Origin of the sequence: Microbispora corallina, assembly GCF_016863035.1 — a bacterium.
Lineage (GTDB): Bacteria > Actinomycetota > Actinomycetes > Streptosporangiales > Streptosporangiaceae > Microbispora > Microbispora corallina.
The window spans coordinates 21,949-37,974 of record NZ_BOOC01000046.1 but is presented as its reverse complement, the minus strand read 5'-3'; the positions used below and the strand labels follow the sequence as shown (position 1 = coordinate 37,974).

At 70.9% G+C, this 16,026-nt stretch carries 14 protein-coding genes; 3 read left to right on the top strand and 11 right to left on the bottom strand.

Features of this window, described 5'->3' with window-relative positions:
- The 4 genes from Mco01_RS33820 to Mco01_RS33805 form a co-directional block, all read right to left on the bottom strand.
- Window positions 1-249, bottom strand: a complete 249-nt coding sequence (locus tag Mco01_RS33820) for a hypothetical protein (RefSeq protein ID WP_204060887.1) — start codon at window positions 247-249, stop codon at window positions 1-3.
- Window positions 246-740, bottom strand: a complete 495-nt coding sequence (locus Mco01_RS33815) for a DUF948 domain-containing protein (protein ID WP_204060886.1) — start codon at window positions 738-740, stop codon at window positions 246-248. The genes Mco01_RS33820 and Mco01_RS33815 overlap by 4 nt, the downstream gene beginning before the upstream one ends.
- A gap of 113 nt (window positions 741-853) precedes the next feature.
- Complete coding sequence (locus tag Mco01_RS33810; RefSeq protein ID WP_239104114.1) at window positions 854-2,161, bottom strand: replication-associated recombination protein A; 1,308 nt, start codon at window positions 2,159-2,161, stop codon at window positions 854-856.
- A 10-nt stretch (window positions 2,162-2,171) separates the two neighbouring features.
- On the bottom strand, window positions 2,172-2,660 hold the full coding sequence (locus Mco01_RS33805) for a DUF2231 domain-containing protein (RefSeq protein ID WP_204060885.1): 489 nt from the start codon (window positions 2,658-2,660) through the stop codon (window positions 2,172-2,174).
- Window positions 2,661-2,882: 222 nt separating this feature from the next.
- Between Mco01_RS33805 and Mco01_RS33800 the strand changes: the two genes are divergently transcribed.
- Complete coding sequence (locus tag Mco01_RS33800) at window positions 2,883-3,779, top strand: peptidylprolyl isomerase (protein ID WP_204060884.1); 897 nt, start codon at window positions 2,883-2,885, stop codon at window positions 3,777-3,779.
- A 67-nt stretch (window positions 3,780-3,846) separates the two neighbouring features.
- On the opposite strand, the gene aspS is transcribed toward Mco01_RS33800, so the two are convergent.
- The 3 genes from aspS to Mco01_RS33785 are packed head-to-tail and all read right to left on the bottom strand — an operon-like array spanning window position 3,847 to window position 7,543.
- Window positions 3,847-5,607: an aspartate--tRNA ligase gene (aspS, locus tag Mco01_RS33795; protein WP_204060883.1), complete on the bottom strand. Its 1,761-nt coding sequence runs from the start codon at window positions 5,605-5,607 to the stop codon at window positions 3,847-3,849.
- A complete protein-coding gene (hisS, locus tag Mco01_RS33790; RefSeq protein ID WP_204060882.1) occupies window positions 5,604-6,860 on the bottom strand; it encodes a histidine--tRNA ligase in 1,257 nt (418 codons plus the stop codon). Before hisS ends, aspS begins: the two co-directional genes overlap by 4 nt.
- A complete protein-coding gene (locus tag Mco01_RS33785) occupies window positions 6,860-7,543 on the bottom strand; it encodes an MBL fold metallo-hydrolase (protein WP_204060881.1) in 684 nt (227 codons plus the stop codon). Before Mco01_RS33785 ends, hisS begins: the two co-directional genes overlap by 1 nt.
- 269 nt (window positions 7,544-7,812) lie before the next feature.
- On the opposite strand from Mco01_RS33785, the gene Mco01_RS33780 reads away from it, so the two are divergent.
- Together Mco01_RS33780 and Mco01_RS33775 are read left to right on the top strand one after the other, a co-directional pair.
- Window positions 7,813-8,667: a peptidylprolyl isomerase gene (locus Mco01_RS33780; protein ID WP_239104113.1), complete on the top strand. Its 855-nt coding sequence runs from the start codon at window positions 7,813-7,815 to the stop codon at window positions 8,665-8,667.
- A 59-nt stretch (window positions 8,668-8,726) separates the two neighbouring features.
- Window positions 8,727-9,956, top strand: coding sequence for a DUF349 domain-containing protein (locus Mco01_RS33775; RefSeq protein WP_204060879.1), 1,230 nt, complete (start codon window positions 8,727-8,729; stop codon window positions 9,954-9,956).
- A gap of 119 nt (window positions 9,957-10,075) precedes the next feature.
- Here the strand turns inward: Mco01_RS33775 and Mco01_RS33770 are convergent, their stop codons facing one another.
- The 4 genes from Mco01_RS33770 to secD form a co-directional block, all read right to left on the bottom strand.
- Window positions 10,076-12,256: a RelA/SpoT family protein gene (locus Mco01_RS33770; protein ID WP_204060902.1), complete on the bottom strand. Its 2,181-nt coding sequence runs from the start codon at window positions 12,254-12,256 to the stop codon at window positions 10,076-10,078.
- 268 nt (window positions 12,257-12,524) lie between these two features.
- The gene (locus Mco01_RS33765; protein ID WP_084370371.1) at window positions 12,525-13,031 is read right to left on the bottom strand and encodes an adenine phosphoribosyltransferase; all 507 of its coding nucleotides are present in this window, start codon (window positions 13,029-13,031) and stop codon (window positions 12,525-12,527) included.
- Window positions 13,032-13,141: 110 nt separating this feature from the next.
- A complete protein-coding gene (gene secF, locus Mco01_RS33760; protein ID WP_204060878.1) occupies window positions 13,142-14,194 on the bottom strand; it encodes a protein translocase subunit SecF in 1,053 nt (350 codons plus the stop codon).
- A complete protein-coding gene (secD, locus tag Mco01_RS33755; protein WP_307825723.1) occupies window positions 14,194-15,990 on the bottom strand; it encodes a protein translocase subunit SecD in 1,797 nt (598 codons plus the stop codon). The genes secF and secD overlap by 1 nt, the downstream gene beginning before the upstream one ends.
- Window positions 15,991-16,026 lie beyond the last annotated feature (36 nt).

The following is a 16,026-nucleotide window of genomic DNA, read 5'->3' as shown; positions in this document are numbered from 1 at the left end:
TCAGCGGCCATCCTTTACGTCGTAGATTCTGTTCTTGCCGGTGGCTGTGCCATCAACGCTGTCGATCCCGAGCCCGGCGCGCAACTCGGTTTCCCTGCTCGCCGATATGCGGCGGACGTCGTCGGCGAAGTCCATGATCTGGTCGGCCGCTCGACGGGCCACGTGGTCGGGCCGCAATGACTGAAGCTTACGCATGGCCCAGACCCCGAGGTACGCGCCCAGGCCCATGTAGAACAGGCGCCGGATCATCCGCGCCCCCGCCCGATCGCCCGCCGCTCGGGCACGCGCTCGGCCGGGCGCCCTCCGGCGGCGGCCCGGCCGCCCCCGCGGGGAGCCCGGGAGGGCCGCTCGGCGGTCCGCACGGCGCGCGCCCAGCGGCCCGGGCCGCGCCGCTCGCGCCGGGCCATCGCGACCCGCAGGCCGTGTCCCAGCGCCGAGATCTTGATCATGGGTCCGGCGACCAGCGCGGAGACGACCGCGGTGATCTTCACCATGTTGCCGCTCACCTCGCGGACGTTCTCGGTGACGGCCTCGACCGCCACCAGCCGCCGGTTGGCCTCCGAGACCGTCTGGCTCATGTCGTCGAGCAGCGGCGCCAGCCGGTCGCTCAGCTCGGCCACCGACTTCGTGGTCTCGGTGAGCAGCCGGGCCAGCCTGACCAGCACGACGGCCATGAAGCAGACCAGGATCGCCCAGAAAATGGCGACGACCAGGCCCGCGAGCTCTCCCGCGGTAAGCATGTGCCGTTCTCCCTAGATCACCGGAGCTGGAATGGCAAGACCTTACCGCGAACGCCCTGCCCGCCGATCCGCACCACACGCCCCGGCGCCCCGCCCGATCGGGAAAAACGGGCTCAGCCGCCCCTGAGGAAGTCCCTGATCCGGGCCCACCGCTCGCCGTACCGCGCCTCGGCGCCGTGCGCGGTGGGCTCGTAGTAGCGCCGGTCGCGCACCTCCTCGGGCGCGTAGTCCTGCCGGACGAGCCCGTGCTCGAAGTCGTGCGGGTACTGGTATCCCGTGCCGTGGCCGAGCTTCTTCGCCCCCGGGTAGTGGGCGTCGCGCAGGTGGCCGGGGATCCGGCCGACCATCCCCCGCCGCACGTCGTCGGAGGCCGCCCCGATGGCCTTCACCACCGCGTTGGACTTCGGCGCGAGCGCGCAGTGGATCACGGCCTGGGCCAGGTTGATCCGCCCCTCGGGCAGCCCGATGAACTCCACGGCCTGGGCCGCCGCCACAGCGACCTGCAGGCACGTGGGGTCGGCCATGCCCACGTCCTCCGACGCGAAGATCACGATCCGGCGGGCGATGAACCGGGGGTCCTCCCCCGCCTCGACCATGCGGGCCAGGTAGTGCAGCGCCGCGTCGGCGTCGGAGCCGCGCATGCTCTTGATGAACGCGCTGATCACGTCGTAGTGCTGGTCGCCCTGCCGGTCGTAGCGCACCGCGGCCTTGTCGACCGCCTTCTCCACCACCTCGACCGTCACCTCGCCGGCCAGCAGCGCGGCGGCCTCCAGGTAGGTCAGCGAGCGCCGGGCGTCGCCGCCGGCCAGCCGTACGAGCTGGTCGAGGGCGTCGGGCCGCACGGCGACGCGTCCGTCGAGGCCGCGGGGGTCGGCCACGGCGCGCTCCAGCACGGCCCGCACGTCGTCCTCGCTCAGCGACTCCAGCGTCAGCAGCAGCGACCGCGACAGCAGGGGCGAGATGACCGAGAAGAACGGGTTCTCCGTGGTCGCGCCGATGAACGTCACCCACCGGTTCTCCACGGCCGGCAGCAGGGCATCCTGCTGGGCCTTGTTGAACCGGTGGACCTCGTCGACGAACAGCACGGTCTGCCTGCCGGTCATGCCGAGCTCGCGGCGGGCCTGGTCGATCGCGGCCCGCACGTCCTTGACGCCCGCGGACACGGCCGAGACCTCGACGAACCGGCGGCGGGTCGCGTTGGACACCACGTAGGCGAGCGTGGTCTTGCCCGTGCCCGGCGGCCCCCACAGGAACAGCGACATGGGGGCGTCGCTCTCCACCAGGCGGCGCAGCGGGGTGCCCGGTCCGAGCAGGTGCCGCTGGCCGATCACCTCGTCGAGCGACCGCGGGCGCATGCGCACCGCGAGCGGCTCCTGGCTTCTATGGGCCTCCTCGGCCGCCGAGTCGAACAGGCTCTCCACATCGCCGACACTACCCCTGGCCACCCCACACCGCCGTCGCGCCGCTGTGCCCGGCCCGTACGGCGTAGTACGCGACGGCCACGGCGAGGACCACGGAGACGGCCGAGACCACGACCGTCAGCGCGCGGGGCGCGGGACCTGAGGCGCCCTCGGGGCCGCGCCGGGCGCGGGTGAGGACGACCAGCACGAGGGAGGCGACGGCCAGCACGGCGGTCAGCGGCAGCAGGAAGTCCGCGAACGAGGAGTGGAACTCCACCGCCTCCGGGGTGTTCCCCTGGAACATCCGGTGCTCCAGCGCCTCGCCGCTCTCCTTGGCGGCGAACACGGAGACCGGCGCGGCCAGCGCGCACAGCACCAGCGCCCAGTCCAGCTTGTGCCGGAACCTGGGCAGCACCGCGTACGCGATCGCCAGCAGCGCCAGCAGCGGCGCGAACGCCACGGCGGCGTGGACGATCAAGGCATGTGCGGGGAGGCCGAAGACGCGGTCGAACATCTGCATCGCTCCTGAGTACGGGGGCCGGGCGAGCGCGCGAGGGTGCCCCCGGCGCCTCACCCTGATACGGATTCGATCGCCAGGAGGTTCCCAGGAAGATCTGAGAACAAGATGAGCGACTGAACCACTGGTGATACCCGTGGGGCGCCTGCTTTACACGAACCCAACGAGGATCACGGATAGAGTGACGCAGCAGTCGTAAACAAGGGAAAAAGGGAAGGCATAGCGGTGACCGACACTGATCGGCAGAAGCAGCCGGCTCCGTACCGGAGCACGGCCAGGCGCACGACCCCCCTCGGTTCCCGGGGCTTCCACCTCGGACTGGGGCTCGGTGTCCTCGCACTGGCGGGCGGCCTCGCGGCCTGCAGTGGCGGCCCGGACACCACCAACGCCGCGGCCACCGCGTCGGCCTCGCCGTCGTCCGCCGGCCCTTCGGCGGTGCCGTCGACGCTGGCCCCGTCGACTCCGACGGCCAAGCCCGCGGACCTGCGCAAGCTGACCTGCGAGTACCGCAAGGACGACACGGGGAGCCCGGCGAAGTTCGTCGGCTATCCGCCGAAGAGGCTGAGCGCGGCCGTCATCAAGGCGAGCACGATGACGATCAAAACCAACCTCGGCGACATCGTGATCGAGCTGGCCACCGGCGACGCGCCCTGCACGGTGAACTCGTTCGCGTTCCTGGCGAGGAAGAACTTCTTCGACAACACCGTGTGCCACCGCCTCACCACGGTGGAGACGAACGGCCTCGGCCTCCTGCAGTGCGGCGACCCCCAGGCCAAGGGCGACGGGGAGAACCCGACGGACGGCACCGGCGGCCCGGGTTACCTGTTCAACGACGAGAACCTGGGCCCGCAGTACACGCGGGGCGTGGTCTTCATGGCGCAGCCGGGTGACGCGTCCAACTCCAACGGCAGCCAGTTCGCGATCTCGTACACCGACGAGAACGCCCAGCTCCCGCAGGCGTACACGCCCTTCGGCATGGTGAAGAAGGGCATGGACATCGTCGACAAGATCGTCAAGGGCGGCGTGAACACCGCCAAGGACGGCGTCGACATCACCAGCGACGACGGCGGCTCCAACGCCCCGAAGATCAAGGTGAGGATCAGGGACGTCACGGTCTCCTAGCGACGGAGGCCACCGCGAACGCCACGGCCGCCGCCCCCGGTGAGGGGGCGGCGGCCGTCGCGTTCTGTCAGCTCTCGGCCGGCGCCTGGGCCTGCGCCTCCGCCTTGGGCTTGGCGTCCACCCCGGCCTCCTTGCGCTGGTCCACCGAGATGGGCGTGGGAGCGCCGGTGAGCGGGTCGTAGCCGGACGCGGTCTTCGGGAAGGCGATGACGTCCCGGATCGACTCGCCGCCCGCCAGGAGCATGCAGATGCGGTCCCAGCCGTAGGCGATGCCCCCGTGCGGCGGCGGGCCGTACTTGAACGCCTCCAGCAGGAAGCCGAACTTGCTCTCCGCCTCCTCCTTGGAGATGCCGAGCACGTCGAACACACGCTGCTGCATCTCGGCCCGGTGGATTCGAATGGAGCCGCCGCCGATCTCCATGCCGTTGCAGACCATGTCGTAGGCGTACGCGAGGGCCTCGCCCGGGTGGTCCTGGAAGTTGTCGGCCCATTCGGGCTTCGGCGAGGTGAACGGGTGGTGCACGGCCGTCCAGCCGCCCTCGCCGTCCTCCTCGAACATGGGGGCGTCGACGACCCACAGGAACGACCACTGCGACTCGTCGATGAGGTCGCAGCGGCGGCCGATCTCCAGGCGGGCCGCGCCGAGCAGCTCGCGGCTGGCCGACCGGGCGCCGGCCGCGAAGAACACGGCGTCGCCCGGCTGGGCGCCCGTCTTGGCGGCGAGACCGGAGAGCTCGGTCTCCGACAGGTTCTTGGCGACCGGGCCGCCGAGAGTCCCGTCCTCCTGGACCAGCACGTAGGCCAGGCCGCGGGCGCCACGGGACTTGGCCCACTCCTGCCAGGCGTCCAGCTCCTTGCGGGTCTGGGAGGCGCCCCCCGGCATGACGACGGCGCCCACGTACGGCGCCTGGAAGACGCGGAAGGAGGTGCCGGCGAAGTAGTCGGTCAGCTCGGTCAGCTCGATCCCGAACCGCAGGTCCGGCTTGTCGGAGCCGTACCGGGCCATGGCCTCGGCGTACGTCATGCGGGGCAGCGGCGCCGGCAGCTCGTAGCCGACGGTCTCCCGCCAGATCCGCCCGACGAGCGCCTCGCCCAGCTCGATCACGTCGTCCTGGTCGACGAACGACATCTCGATGTCGATCTGGGTGAACTCCGGCTGCCGGTCGGCCCGCAGGTCCTCGTCGCGGAAGCACCGGGCGAGCTGGTAGTAGCGCTCCAGGCCGGAGACCATGAGCAGCTGCTTGAACAGCTGCGGCGACTGCGGCAGGGCGTACCAGTTGCCCGGCTGGAGCCGCACCGGCACCAGGAAGTCGCGGGCGCCCTCGGGTGTGGACCGCGTCAGGTTGGGCGTCTCGACGTAGACGAAGCCGCGCTCCCGCATGACCTCGTTGGCCAGGTACGTCGCCTGGGAGCGCACCCGCAGGGCGTTCGCGATCTGCTGGCGGCGGATGTCGAGGTAGCGGTACTTCAGCCGCGCCTCCTCCGAGACGCCCGCGCCGCCCTCGATCGGGAACGGCAGCGGGGCCGACTCGCTCAGCACCTCCACCTCGGAGGCGACGACCTCGATCTCGCCCGTGGGCAGATCGGCGTTCTCGTTGCCCGAGGGGCGCAGGCGGACCTCGCCCGTCACCTTGACGCAGTACTCCGAGCGCAGGTCGTGGGCGTGGTCCTCCTCGCGGAAGACCACCTGGGCCGAGCCGGAGGCGTCGCGCAGGTCGATGAACACGACGCCGCCGTGGTCGCGGCGGCGCGCCACCCATCCGGCCAGCGTCACCTGCCGGCCGGCATGCTCCTTACGAAGCGTCCCTGCTTCGTGGGTGCGGATCACGAGACTTTCCCCTTCAGAACGTCGACGACCTCCGCGAGCGGCACCGCGGTCTGGTCGGCTGTGGTCAGGTCCTTCACTTGCACGGCGCCCGCCTCGATGTCCCGGTCGCCGAGGATCAGGGCGTAGCGGGCGCCACTGCGGTCGGCCGCCTTCATCGCGCCCTTGACCCCCCGGCCGCCGAACGCCATGTCGACCGCGAGGCCGGCCCGGCGCAGCTCCGCGACCAGCGGGAAGATCCGCCGCCTGGCGTCCTCCCCCAGCGGGACGGCGAACACGTCGAGGTGCCGCGGGCGCTCGCCCAGCAGGCCCTCGGCCTCCATGGCCAGCACGGTACGGTCGACGCCGAGCGCCCACCCCACGCTGGGCAGCGCCGGGCCGCCGATCATCTCACTCAGTCCGTCGTACCGGCCTCCCCCGCCGACCGCCGACTGCGCGCCGAGCCCGTCGTGCAGGAACTCGAACGTGGTGCGGGTGTAGTAGTCGAGACCGCGGACCAGCCGGGGGTCGTCGGCGTAGGCCACGTCGGCCGCGGTGAGCAGCCCCCTGACCTCCTCGTGGTAGGCCTTGCAGGCCCCGCAGAGGTGGTCGGTCACGAGCGGCGCCCCGGTCAGCTGGGCCTGCACCTCGGGGCGCTTGTCGTCCAGCACCCGCAGGGGGTTGATCTCCACCCGGCGGCGGGTCTGCTCGTCGAGGTCGAGGCCGCGCAGGAACTCCTGCAGCGCGGCCCGGTAGGCGGGGCGGCACTCCTTGCAGCCGAGCGAGTTGATCAGCAGCCGCACCCCGCGCAGGCCGAGCCCGCGGTAGCCGTCGGCGGCCAGCACGATCAACTCGGCGTCGAGCGCCGGATCCTCCGCGCCCAGCGCCTCGGCCCCCACCTGGGAGAAGTGGCGGTAGCGGCCGGCCTGGGCCCGCTCGTAGCGGAAGTAGCTGCCGGAGTACCAGAGCTTGATGGGCAGCGGGCCGCCGTACAGGCCGTGCTCAAGGACGGCCCGCACCACGCTGGCCGTCCCCTCGGGGCGCAGCGTGAGCGACTGGCCGCCCCGGCTCTGGAACGTGTACATCTCCTTGGTCACGATGTCGGTCGACTCGCCGACGCCGCGGGAGAACAGCCCCGTGTCCTCGAACGCGGGGGTCTCGATGTAGCCGTAGCCCGCGCGGCGCGCCGGCGCGGACAGGCCGTCGCGCACGGCGAGCGCCCACTCCGAACGCGGCGGCATCCAGTCGAAGGTGCCCTTGGGCGCCTGAAACGTCATTAGATTCCCCTGCTCGGGCCCTCGTGCGGCGCGGCCTCCCTGACGTAGGGGTTGGTCGCGCGCTCGCGGCCGATTGTCGTCTGTGGTCCGTGACCGGGCAGGACCGTCGTGTCGTCCGGCAGCGTCATCGTCCTGGCGAGGCTGCCCAGGATGGTGGGGTAGTCCCCGCCCGGAAGGTCGGTGCGGCCGATGGAGCCGGCGAACAGCAGGTCGCCCGAGAACAGGATCTGGGTGTCCTCGTACGGCGTCCTGAACGTCACCGACCCCCTGGTATGGCCGGGAGTGTGGTCCACGGTGATCTCCAGGCCGGCCAGGCTCATGGTCGCGCCGTCGGACAGCTCCCTGACGTCGTCCGGCTCGGTGAACTCCAGCCCCCCGAACAGCTGCTTCGTCTCCGCGGAGAACCCCTTCGCCGGATCGGACAGCAGATCGCGGTCGTCGGGGTGGATCCACGCGGGCACGTCGCGCGCGCCGCAGACGGGGACGACCGACCAGACGTGGTCGATGTGGCCGTGGGTGAGCAGCACGGCGACGGGCTTCAGACGGTGCTCGCGCAGCAGCTCGTCGAGGCCTGCGACCGCGTCCTGACCTGGGTCGACGACGACGCACTCCTCGCCTGGGGCGGGAGCGGCGACATAGCAGTTGGTCTGGAACGACCCTGCGGGAAACCCGGCGACGAGCACGAAGCGGCCTCTGCGTCTCGTGAGGATGTATCAAGGATTACGCGAGCGAATGTAACCGAAGGGTACCGGTGCGGGTCGGCGGGCTGCGAACCAATACCCGTCTGCCGATACGATTCGCCCACCTCAATAGTCATTCTTGGAGTAGTCGAGCCGGATGCTATAGAACGAGCAGTCCTTCGCCGAGCGCCCGCCCGGCGCGGCGGCACGCTCCGGCGAGATCGAGATCCGAGCGCGCGATCATGGGAAACACACGCAGTCGGGAGGTCGAAGTGGTCACCGGCAAGGACCGTCAGAAGCAGCTGGCCCGGGAGCACTACCGGAGGCAGATGCAGGCACGCGTCGAGCGCCAGAAGAAGACCAGGCGCAACGCGGTCATCGGCACCAGCGTCGCGGTCGTGGTCGTGATCGGCGCGGTCGTCGCCGCCACGACCCTGCTGGGACGCAAGGACTCCGCCACCACGGCCTCCGCGGCCTCGCCGGCGCCGAGCGCGAGCGCGGCGGCCGCCGCCGATCCCAAGCCGTACGACCCCTCGACGGGCACCTGCGGGTACGTCGCCGACAAGGGCAGCGGCCAGGTCAAGGACGTGGGCATGCCGCCGGCCAAGGTCAGCACCGCCCCGGCGACCATGACCATCAAGACGAACCTGGGCGACATCGTGGCGACGCTCGACTCGTCGAAGGCGCCGTGCACGGTCAACTCGTTCAAGTTCCTCGCCTCGAAGGACTACTTCGACGACACCCACTGCCACCGGATGGGCACGAGCTTCCCGATCCTGCAGTGCGGCGACCCGCTGGCCAAGGCCGACGGCAAGAACCCGACCGACGGCCAGGGCGGCCCCGGCTACCGGTTCGCGAACGAGAACCTGACGGGCGCCAAGTACACCCGCGGCGTCATCGCGATGGCCAACAGCGGGCCCAACACGAACGGCAGCCAGTTCTTCATCGTGTTCGGGGACACCGGGCTGACCCCGGACTACACCCCCTTCGGTACCGTGACCAAGGGGCTTGAGATTCTGGACAAGGTCGCCAAGAAGGGCGTCATCGCCGGTCCCGCCGGTGACGGGACGGGCGCGCCGAAGCAGCCGGTCATCATCAAAGACGTGACAATCACCAGCAAGAGCTGACGTAATACAACCAAGGGCATTTCGGGCCCTGGAGGCTGATTCAAGTGCGGGAGGACACGGTGACCACCGACCCGTGGGGCCGGGTAGACGAGGACGGCACCGTCTACGTGCGTACGGCTGAGGGAGAACGGGCCGTCGGGTCCTGGCAGGCCGGTGAGCCGGAGGAGGCGCTGGCCTACTTCCGCCGCAAGTTCGACGAGCTGGCCGGGCAGGTCCAGCTCCTCGAGCAGCGGGTGCGCGGGACGGACCTGGCGCCCGCGCAGGCCGAGGCGAGCATCGCGAAGCTGAGGGAGGCGGTCGCCGAGGCCCACGCCATCGGCGACCTCGGCTCCCTGCAGGAGCGGCTCGCGGCGCTGAGCGACTTCGTGGGCAAGCGGCGCGAGGAGGTGCGGGCCGCGCGCGACCAGGCCCGCGTGCACGCCCGCGAGACGAAGGAGCGCATCGTCGCCGAGGCGGAGCGCATCGCCGAGGAGACCACCCACTGGAAGTCCGGCGGGGAGCGGCTGCGCCAGCTGGTCGAGGAGTGGAAGGCGGCCGAGCGCATCGACCGCGCCACCGAGGCCACGCTGTGGAAGAGGCTGTCCACGGCGCGCACGGCGTTCGCCAAGCGGCGCAAGGCGTACTTCTCCTCGCTGGACGAGCAGCGCGACGCGGTCAGGAGCGCCAAGGAGCGCATCGTGGTCGAGGCGGAGGCGCTGGCCGGCTCGACCGACTGGAACGCCACGGCCGCGGCCTACCGCGAGCTCATGCGCCAGTGGAAGGCCGCGGGACGGGCCTCGCGCGAGGCCGAGGACGAGCTGTGGGCCCGGTTCAAGGGCGCGCAGGACGAGTTCTTCCAGGCCCGGTCGGCCGTGTTCGCCGAGCGGGACGCGTCGTTCGCGGCCAACGCCGAGGTCAAGGAGGCGCTGCTCGCCGAGGCGGAGAAGCTGCTGCCGGTGACCGACGCCCGGGCGGCCAGGAGCGCCATGCGGACGCTGCTGGAGCGCTGGGAGGCGGCCGGACCGGTGCCGCGCGACCTGCGCGACCGGCTGGAGGGCGGCCTGCGCAAGGTCGAGGACGCCGTCCGGCGGGCCGAGGACAGCGAGTGGAAGCGCTCCAACCCCGAGGCCCGGGCGCGCGCCCAGGACACGGTCAACCAGCTGCGCCGGTCGATCGACCAGCTGGAGGGCCGCCTGTCGAAGGCCCGTACGGCGGGCCGCGACAAGGACGTCAAGGAGGCGGAGGAGGCCCTGGCCGCCCGCCGCTCGTGGCTGGAGGAGGCCGAGCGCACGCTCGCCGAGTTCTCCTGACCCCCTGGGACCAGTGACGTGATCTTGCAGAGGCGGGGTTCTGCAAGGTCACGACCGGCGGCCCGTGACGGCGACGGCGTCGGCGTGCGGTCGCGCCTCGGACGGCAGAGGCGGCCGGTTCAGCTGGTCACGCGGTAGACGTCGTAGACGCCCTGCACGTTGCGCACGGCCTTGAGGACGTGGCCCAGGTGCTTGGGGTCGCCCATCTCGAAGGTGAACTTGCTGACCGCCACCCTGTCCCTGGTCGTGGCGACCGAGGCGGACAGGATGTTCACGTGTTGGTCGGACAGGGTCCGCGTGACGTCCGACAGCAGCCGGGGCCGGTCGAGCGCCTCCACCTGGATGGCGACGAGGAAGACCGAGTCGTCGCCCGGCGACCACGACACCTGCACCAGCCGGTCGGCCTGCGTGCTGAGCTGCTCGACGTTGGGGCAGTTGGTGCGGTGGACCGACACCCCGTGACCGCGCGTGACGAACCCCACGATCTCGTCCCCCGGGACCGGCGTGCAACATCGCGACAGCCGGACCCACACGTCCGGGTCGCCCGCCACGATCACGCCGGCGTTCGAGTTGGCCCTCAGACGGCCCTTGAGCCGCGTCGGGACCTGGGCCTCGGCGATGTCCTCCTCGGCGCCCTCGACGCCGCCCAGGCTCTGCACGAGCTTGTCCACGACGGACTGGGCCGCGACGTGCCCCTCGCCCACCGCGGCGTACAGCGCGGAGACGTCGGGGTAGCGCAGGTCGCGGGCGAGGGCCAGCAGCGCCTCGCCGGACATCAGCCGCTGGAGCGGCAGGCCCTGCTTGCGCATCGCCCGCCCGATGGCCTCCTTGCCGGCCTCGATCGCGGTCTCGCGCCGCTCCTTGGTGAACCACTGCCGGATCTTGTTGCGGGCGCGGCCGCTCTTGACGAACTTCAGCCAGTCGCGCGAGGGGCCGGCGTCCGGCGACTTGGAGGTGAAGATCTCCACCGTGTCGCCGTTGCCGAGGCGGCTCTCCAGCGGGACGAGACGGCCGTTCACGCGGGCGCCGATGCACCGGTGGCCCACCTCGGTGTGCACGGCGTAGGCGAAGTCGACCGGCGTCGCGCCCTCGGGCAGCGCGATGACCTGGCCGCGCGGGGTGAAGACGAACACCTCCGACACCGACAGGTCGAAGCGCAGCGACTCCAGGAACTCCCCGGGATCGGAGGTCTCCTTCTGCCAGTCGAGCAGCTGCCGCAGCCAGGCCATGTCGTTGACCTGCTTGACCTTGCCCGCCCCGGCGCCGTTCATCTCCTCCTTGTACTTCCAGTGGGCGGCGACGCCGTACTCCGCGCGGTTGTGCATGGCGCGGGTGCGGATCTGCAGCTCGATCGCCTTGCCCTCGGGACCCATGACCGTCGTGTGCAGCGACTGGTACATGTTGAACTTCGGCATGGCGATGTAGTCCTTGAACCGGCCCGGCACCGGCTTCCACTGCGCGTGGATCGTTCCGAGCGCGGCGTAGCAGTCGCGGACCGTGTCGACCAGGACGCGGATGCCCACCAGGTCGTAGATGTCGTCGAAGGCGACACCCTTGGCGATCATCTTCTGGTAGATGGAGTAGTAGTGCTTGGGCCGGCCGCGCACGGTCGCCTTGATCTTGGCCTCGCGCAGGTCGGCCGAGACCTTCTCGATCACCTCGTGGAGGAACAGGTCACGCCGGGGCGCGCGCTCCGACACCATCCGGGCGATCTCGTCGTATCGCTTCGGGTAGAGCATGGCGAACGCGAGGTCCTCCAGCTCCCACTTGATGGTGTTCATGCCCAGGCGGTGGGCCAGCGGCGCGAAGATCTCCAGCGTCTCGCGGGACTTCTGCTGGCGCTTATGCTCCGGCATGTAGCGCATCGTGCGCATGTTGTGGAGGCGGTCGGCGAGCTTGATGACCAGCACGCGGATGTCGCGCGACATCGCGACGACCATCTTGCGCACGGTCTCGGCCTGCGCCGCGTCGCCGAACTTCACCTTGTCGAGCTTGGTGACGCCGTCGACGAGCAGCGCGATGTTGTCGCCGAAGTCGGCCCGTAACTCGTCGAGGCTGTAGGCCGTGTCCTCCACGGTGTCGTGCAGCAGCGCCGCGCACAGCGTCTCGTCGTCGGTGCCCAGCTCGGCCAGGATCGTCGCCACGGCCAGGGGGTGGGTGATGTACGGGTCGCCGCTCTTCCGCTTCTGGTCCCGGTGGTGGTAGGCGGCGACGTCGTACGCACGCTCGATCAGGCGCAGGTCCGCCTTGGGATGGGTCGCCCGCACCGTCTTGAAGAGCGGCTCCAGCACCGGATTCATAGCACCCCACTGCCCCCCGAACCGGGCGAGCCTACGTCGTGTGGCCGGCGCCGGTCGGTCCTCCGCGACGGCCGCTTCCTCGTGCTCCGCGTCCGCGGGCACGTCGACGGGCTCGGGGGCGTCGCGGGAGACGATTCCGCGATCAGCCCGCGCGCTGTCGGGCACGACCACATCACGGGGCACACAGACTCCTCACGTCGAGTCCAGATTCCTCAGTGTATCCGTGCTGCCACAGCGCTCCCCGCCGCCCGCCCCGCTCCGCGCCCGCTCAGACGCTGACGAGGACGCGGACGTCCACCCCGGGAAGGCGGTCCCGGCCGGCGAGGAAGGACAGCTCCATCAGGAACGACGCCGCGACCACCTGCGCGCCCGCCCTCCTGACCAGCTCCACGGCCGCCTGGGCGGTGCCGCCCGTGGCGAGGACGTCGTCCACGATGAGGACCCGGTCGCCGGGCGCGAACGCGTCGGCGTGCACCTCGATCGTCGCGGAGCCGTACTCCAGATCATAGGACTCCGCCAACGTCGCGGCGGGCAGTTTGCCCTTCTTGCGGACCGGCACGAAGCCCGCGCCGCTCTGGTAGGCGACCGGGGCCGCGAGGATGAAGCCCCGCGCCTCGATGCCTACGACCTTGTCGAACGCCAGGCCGTCCGCCAGTTCGTCGACGACCTGGGTGAAGGCCGCGTGGTCGGCCAGCAGCGGCGTGATGTCCTTGAAGAGGATCCCCGGCTTCGGATAGTCGGGGACGTCCCTGATGAGCGTGGTCCAGTCGGTCACGACGCCCACCTTAGAGCCTTTCCGCGGCCGCGCACGCGCCCGTGGAGCGCCGAGAGCGCCCCCGCCGCCCAGTCGGGCCGCGGAGGCGCTCTCGGTGTGCCGTGGCGCCTCTAGCGCTTCTTGCGCTTGTCGGAGCCGGGGACCGCGCCGTTCTGCGATCCGGCGGGCACGGCCTCCTTCGCGTCGCGGGCCGCGGCCTTGGCCGCGGAGGTCTGCCTGGCCGCCACGCGGCGGGCCAGGGCCTGCCACTGCGGCTCGCGCTCCTTGAGTGTCACCAGGATCGGCGTCGCCACGCACAGGGACGAGTACGTGCCGACGATCATGCCGACGAACAGGGCCAGCGACAGGTCCTTCAGCGTGCCCGCGCCGAGCAGCGTGGTGCCGACGAACAGGATCGCCGCCACCGGCAGGATCGCGACGAGCGAGGTGTTCAGCGACCGGATCAGCGTGTGGCTGAGCGCGTTGTTGGCGGCCTGGGTGTAGGTCATCTTCGCGCTCGTGCCGAGCTTGGAGGTGACCTCCTTGATCATGTCGAACACGACGACCGCGTCGTACAGCGAGTATCCGAGGATGGTGAGGAAGCCCAGCATGGTGGCCGGGGTGACCTCGAACCGCGACCAGGCGTAGATGCCGGCCGTGATCACGAGGTCGTGGAGGAGGGCCACGATGGCCGCCAGGGCCATCCGCCACTCGAACGCCACCGACAGGTACAGCATGATCGCGATCATGAAGACCGCGAGGCCGATCCACGCCTTCTGGGAGACCTCGCCGCCCCAGGTCGCGCCGATGACCTGGGAGCTGACCTCCTTGTCCGGCATGCCGAACCGCTCGGCCACGGCCTGCTGGACCTTGGTCACCTCGGCGCCGTCGAGGCTCTCGGTGGTGACCCGCCAGCTGTTCTGGCCGGCCTGCTGCACGATGATCTGGTGCGGGCCGGCCGCGCCGACCGTGTCGCGGATCTGCTCGACGCTGGAGCCCGTCGTGCGGGGGAAGTCGAAGACCGACCCGCCCCGGAACTCCACACCCAGGTTGAGCCCGTTGACGATCAGGCCGACGATCGACAGCAGCAGCAGCGCGGCCGACAGGCCGTACCAGATCTTGCGCTTGCCGACGAAGTCGATGTCGATGTCGCCGCGGTAGAGGCGGCTGATCACGCCCGCCATCACGCCTCCTGCATGGTCTGCTCGGCGGGGCTCGTACGGCCCATGCGCTCCGCGTCGAGTCCGGACAGCTTGTGGCCCTTGGCGAAGAACCTCATCCGCGCCGCCACCGCCATGAGCGGCTTGGTGAAGAGGAAGACCACCAGGATGTCGATGAGCGTCGTCAGGCCCATCGCGAACGCGAAGCCGGCCACGCCGCCGACCGCGAGGAAGAACAGCACGATGGCCGCGATGAACATGACGGCGTCGGCCACCAGGATCGTCCGCCGCGCCCGCCGCCAGGCGACCTCGACGGCCGACCGGAGCGTCCGGCGGCCCTCCTTGATCTCGTCGCGGATGCGTTCGAAGTAGACGATGAACGAGTCGGCGGTGATGCCGATCGAGACCACCAGGCCGATGATGTGCGGCAGCGAGAGCCGGAACCCGGCGTTGTGGCTGAGGATCGTCACGATCGAGTACGTGACGACGGTCGCCACGATGAGGCTCGCCACGCCGATCAGGCCGAGGCCGCGGTAGTAGAGCAGCAGGTAGATCACGACGATCAGCAGGCCGAACGCGCCGGAGATGAGGCCGCCGCGCAGCTGGTCCTGGCCGAGCGTCGAGGAGACCGAAGTGACCTCGCTCTGCCGGAACTTCAGCGGCAGGGAGCCGTACTTGAGCTGGTCGGCCAGCTCGGTCGCGCTCGTCTGGTTGAAGTTGCCGGAGATCCGGGCGCTGCCGCCCGGGATGGCCTCCTCGATCGTCGGCGCGACGACGACGACGCCGTCGAGCACGTTGGCGAGCTGGTTGCGCGGCGCCGGGAGGCTCGTGATCCGCCGGGTGATGTCGGCGAACTGCGAGGCGCCCTTCGACTTGAAATTGACCTGGACGATCCACTCGCCGGTGGTCGGGTCGGTGCCCGCCTGGGCCCCGCTGATCTCGGTGCCCTGGACGGCGGCCTTGTCGAGGATGTACCGGACCGTGCCGTCGTCGCTGCACGCGACGATCTGCTTGCTCGGGTCGTCCTGCGCGCCCTGGCCGCGGTTCTTCGCGGTGCAGTCGATCTTGCGGAACTGGTCCAGCAGCGCCGGCTCGATCCCGCTCGTGTCCTGCCCGGCCAGCGGGTCGTCGCTCGCCTGCGCGCTCGGGGCGGCCGACGGGGAGGCGCTCGGCGTGGGCGTCGGGCTGGCCTTGGCCCCCGCGCCCCTGGCGCCGTGCTTGCGGCCCGTCGCGCCGTTCGCGTGCTGCCCCGTCGCGGCGTTCGCGTGCCGCGCGGTCGGCGAGGGCGTCGGCGCGGTGAGGGCCGAGGACAGCGCCCGGCCGGCCGGCGTCGCGCCGGCGTTCGGCGTGGCGCTCGCCCCGGCGCTCGCGGCCGCGCCCGGGCTCGCCGAGCCGCTCGGAGTCGGGGCGGCCGTCGGCATCTGCGCGGGCTGCTCCTTCGCGGAGGCCGCCGCGAGGACCTGGCGCATGCGCAGCTCGGCCGTGGTGGAGACGAGCTTGAGAGCCTCCTGCTGGCCGACACCCGGGATCGAGATCACGATGTTGTCGTTGGCCCGGGCGACCTCGGCGTCCGAGAGTCCCTGCCCGTTGACGCGCGCGCGGATGATGGTGATGGCGCGGTCGATGCTCTCCGACGGCGGAGCCTTGCCAGTCGTGGTGACCGGCGAGAGCGTCACCGTGGTGCCGCCCGCGAGGTCGAGGCCGAACTTGGGGACGAACGCCTTCTGCAGGGCGATCGTCGCGCCCATGGCGAGGATGAGCGCGAGGAGCAGCAGGAGCGTGCGTCCCGGCCTGCTCTGGCTACTGGTCGGTGGGGCCACTGGAGGTCAGTTCTTTCGTCAAAGGATGTGTGATCA

Coding starts and splice junctions, on each gene's coding strand:
- Mco01_RS33820 (WP_204060887.1), bottom strand. CDS start 249: ATGATCCGGCGCCTGTTCTACATGGGCCTGGGCGCGTACCTCGGGGTC.
- Mco01_RS33815 (WP_204060886.1), bottom strand. CDS start 740: ATGCTTACCGCGGGAGAGCTCGCGGGCCTGGTCGTCGCCATTTTCTGG.
- Mco01_RS33805 (WP_204060885.1), bottom strand. CDS start 2,660: ATGCAGATGTTCGACCGCGTCTTCGGCCTCCCCGCACATGCCTTGATC.
- hisS (WP_204060882.1), bottom strand. CDS start 6,860: ATGACGTTTCAGGCGCCCAAGGGCACCTTCGACTGGATGCCGCCGCGT.
- Mco01_RS33770 (WP_204060902.1), bottom strand. CDS start 12,256: ATGAATCCGGTGCTGGAGCCGCTCTTCAAGACGGTGCGGGCGACCCAT.
- secF (WP_204060878.1), bottom strand. CDS start 14,194: ATGGCGGGCGTGATCAGCCGCCTCTACCGCGGCGACATCGACATCGAC.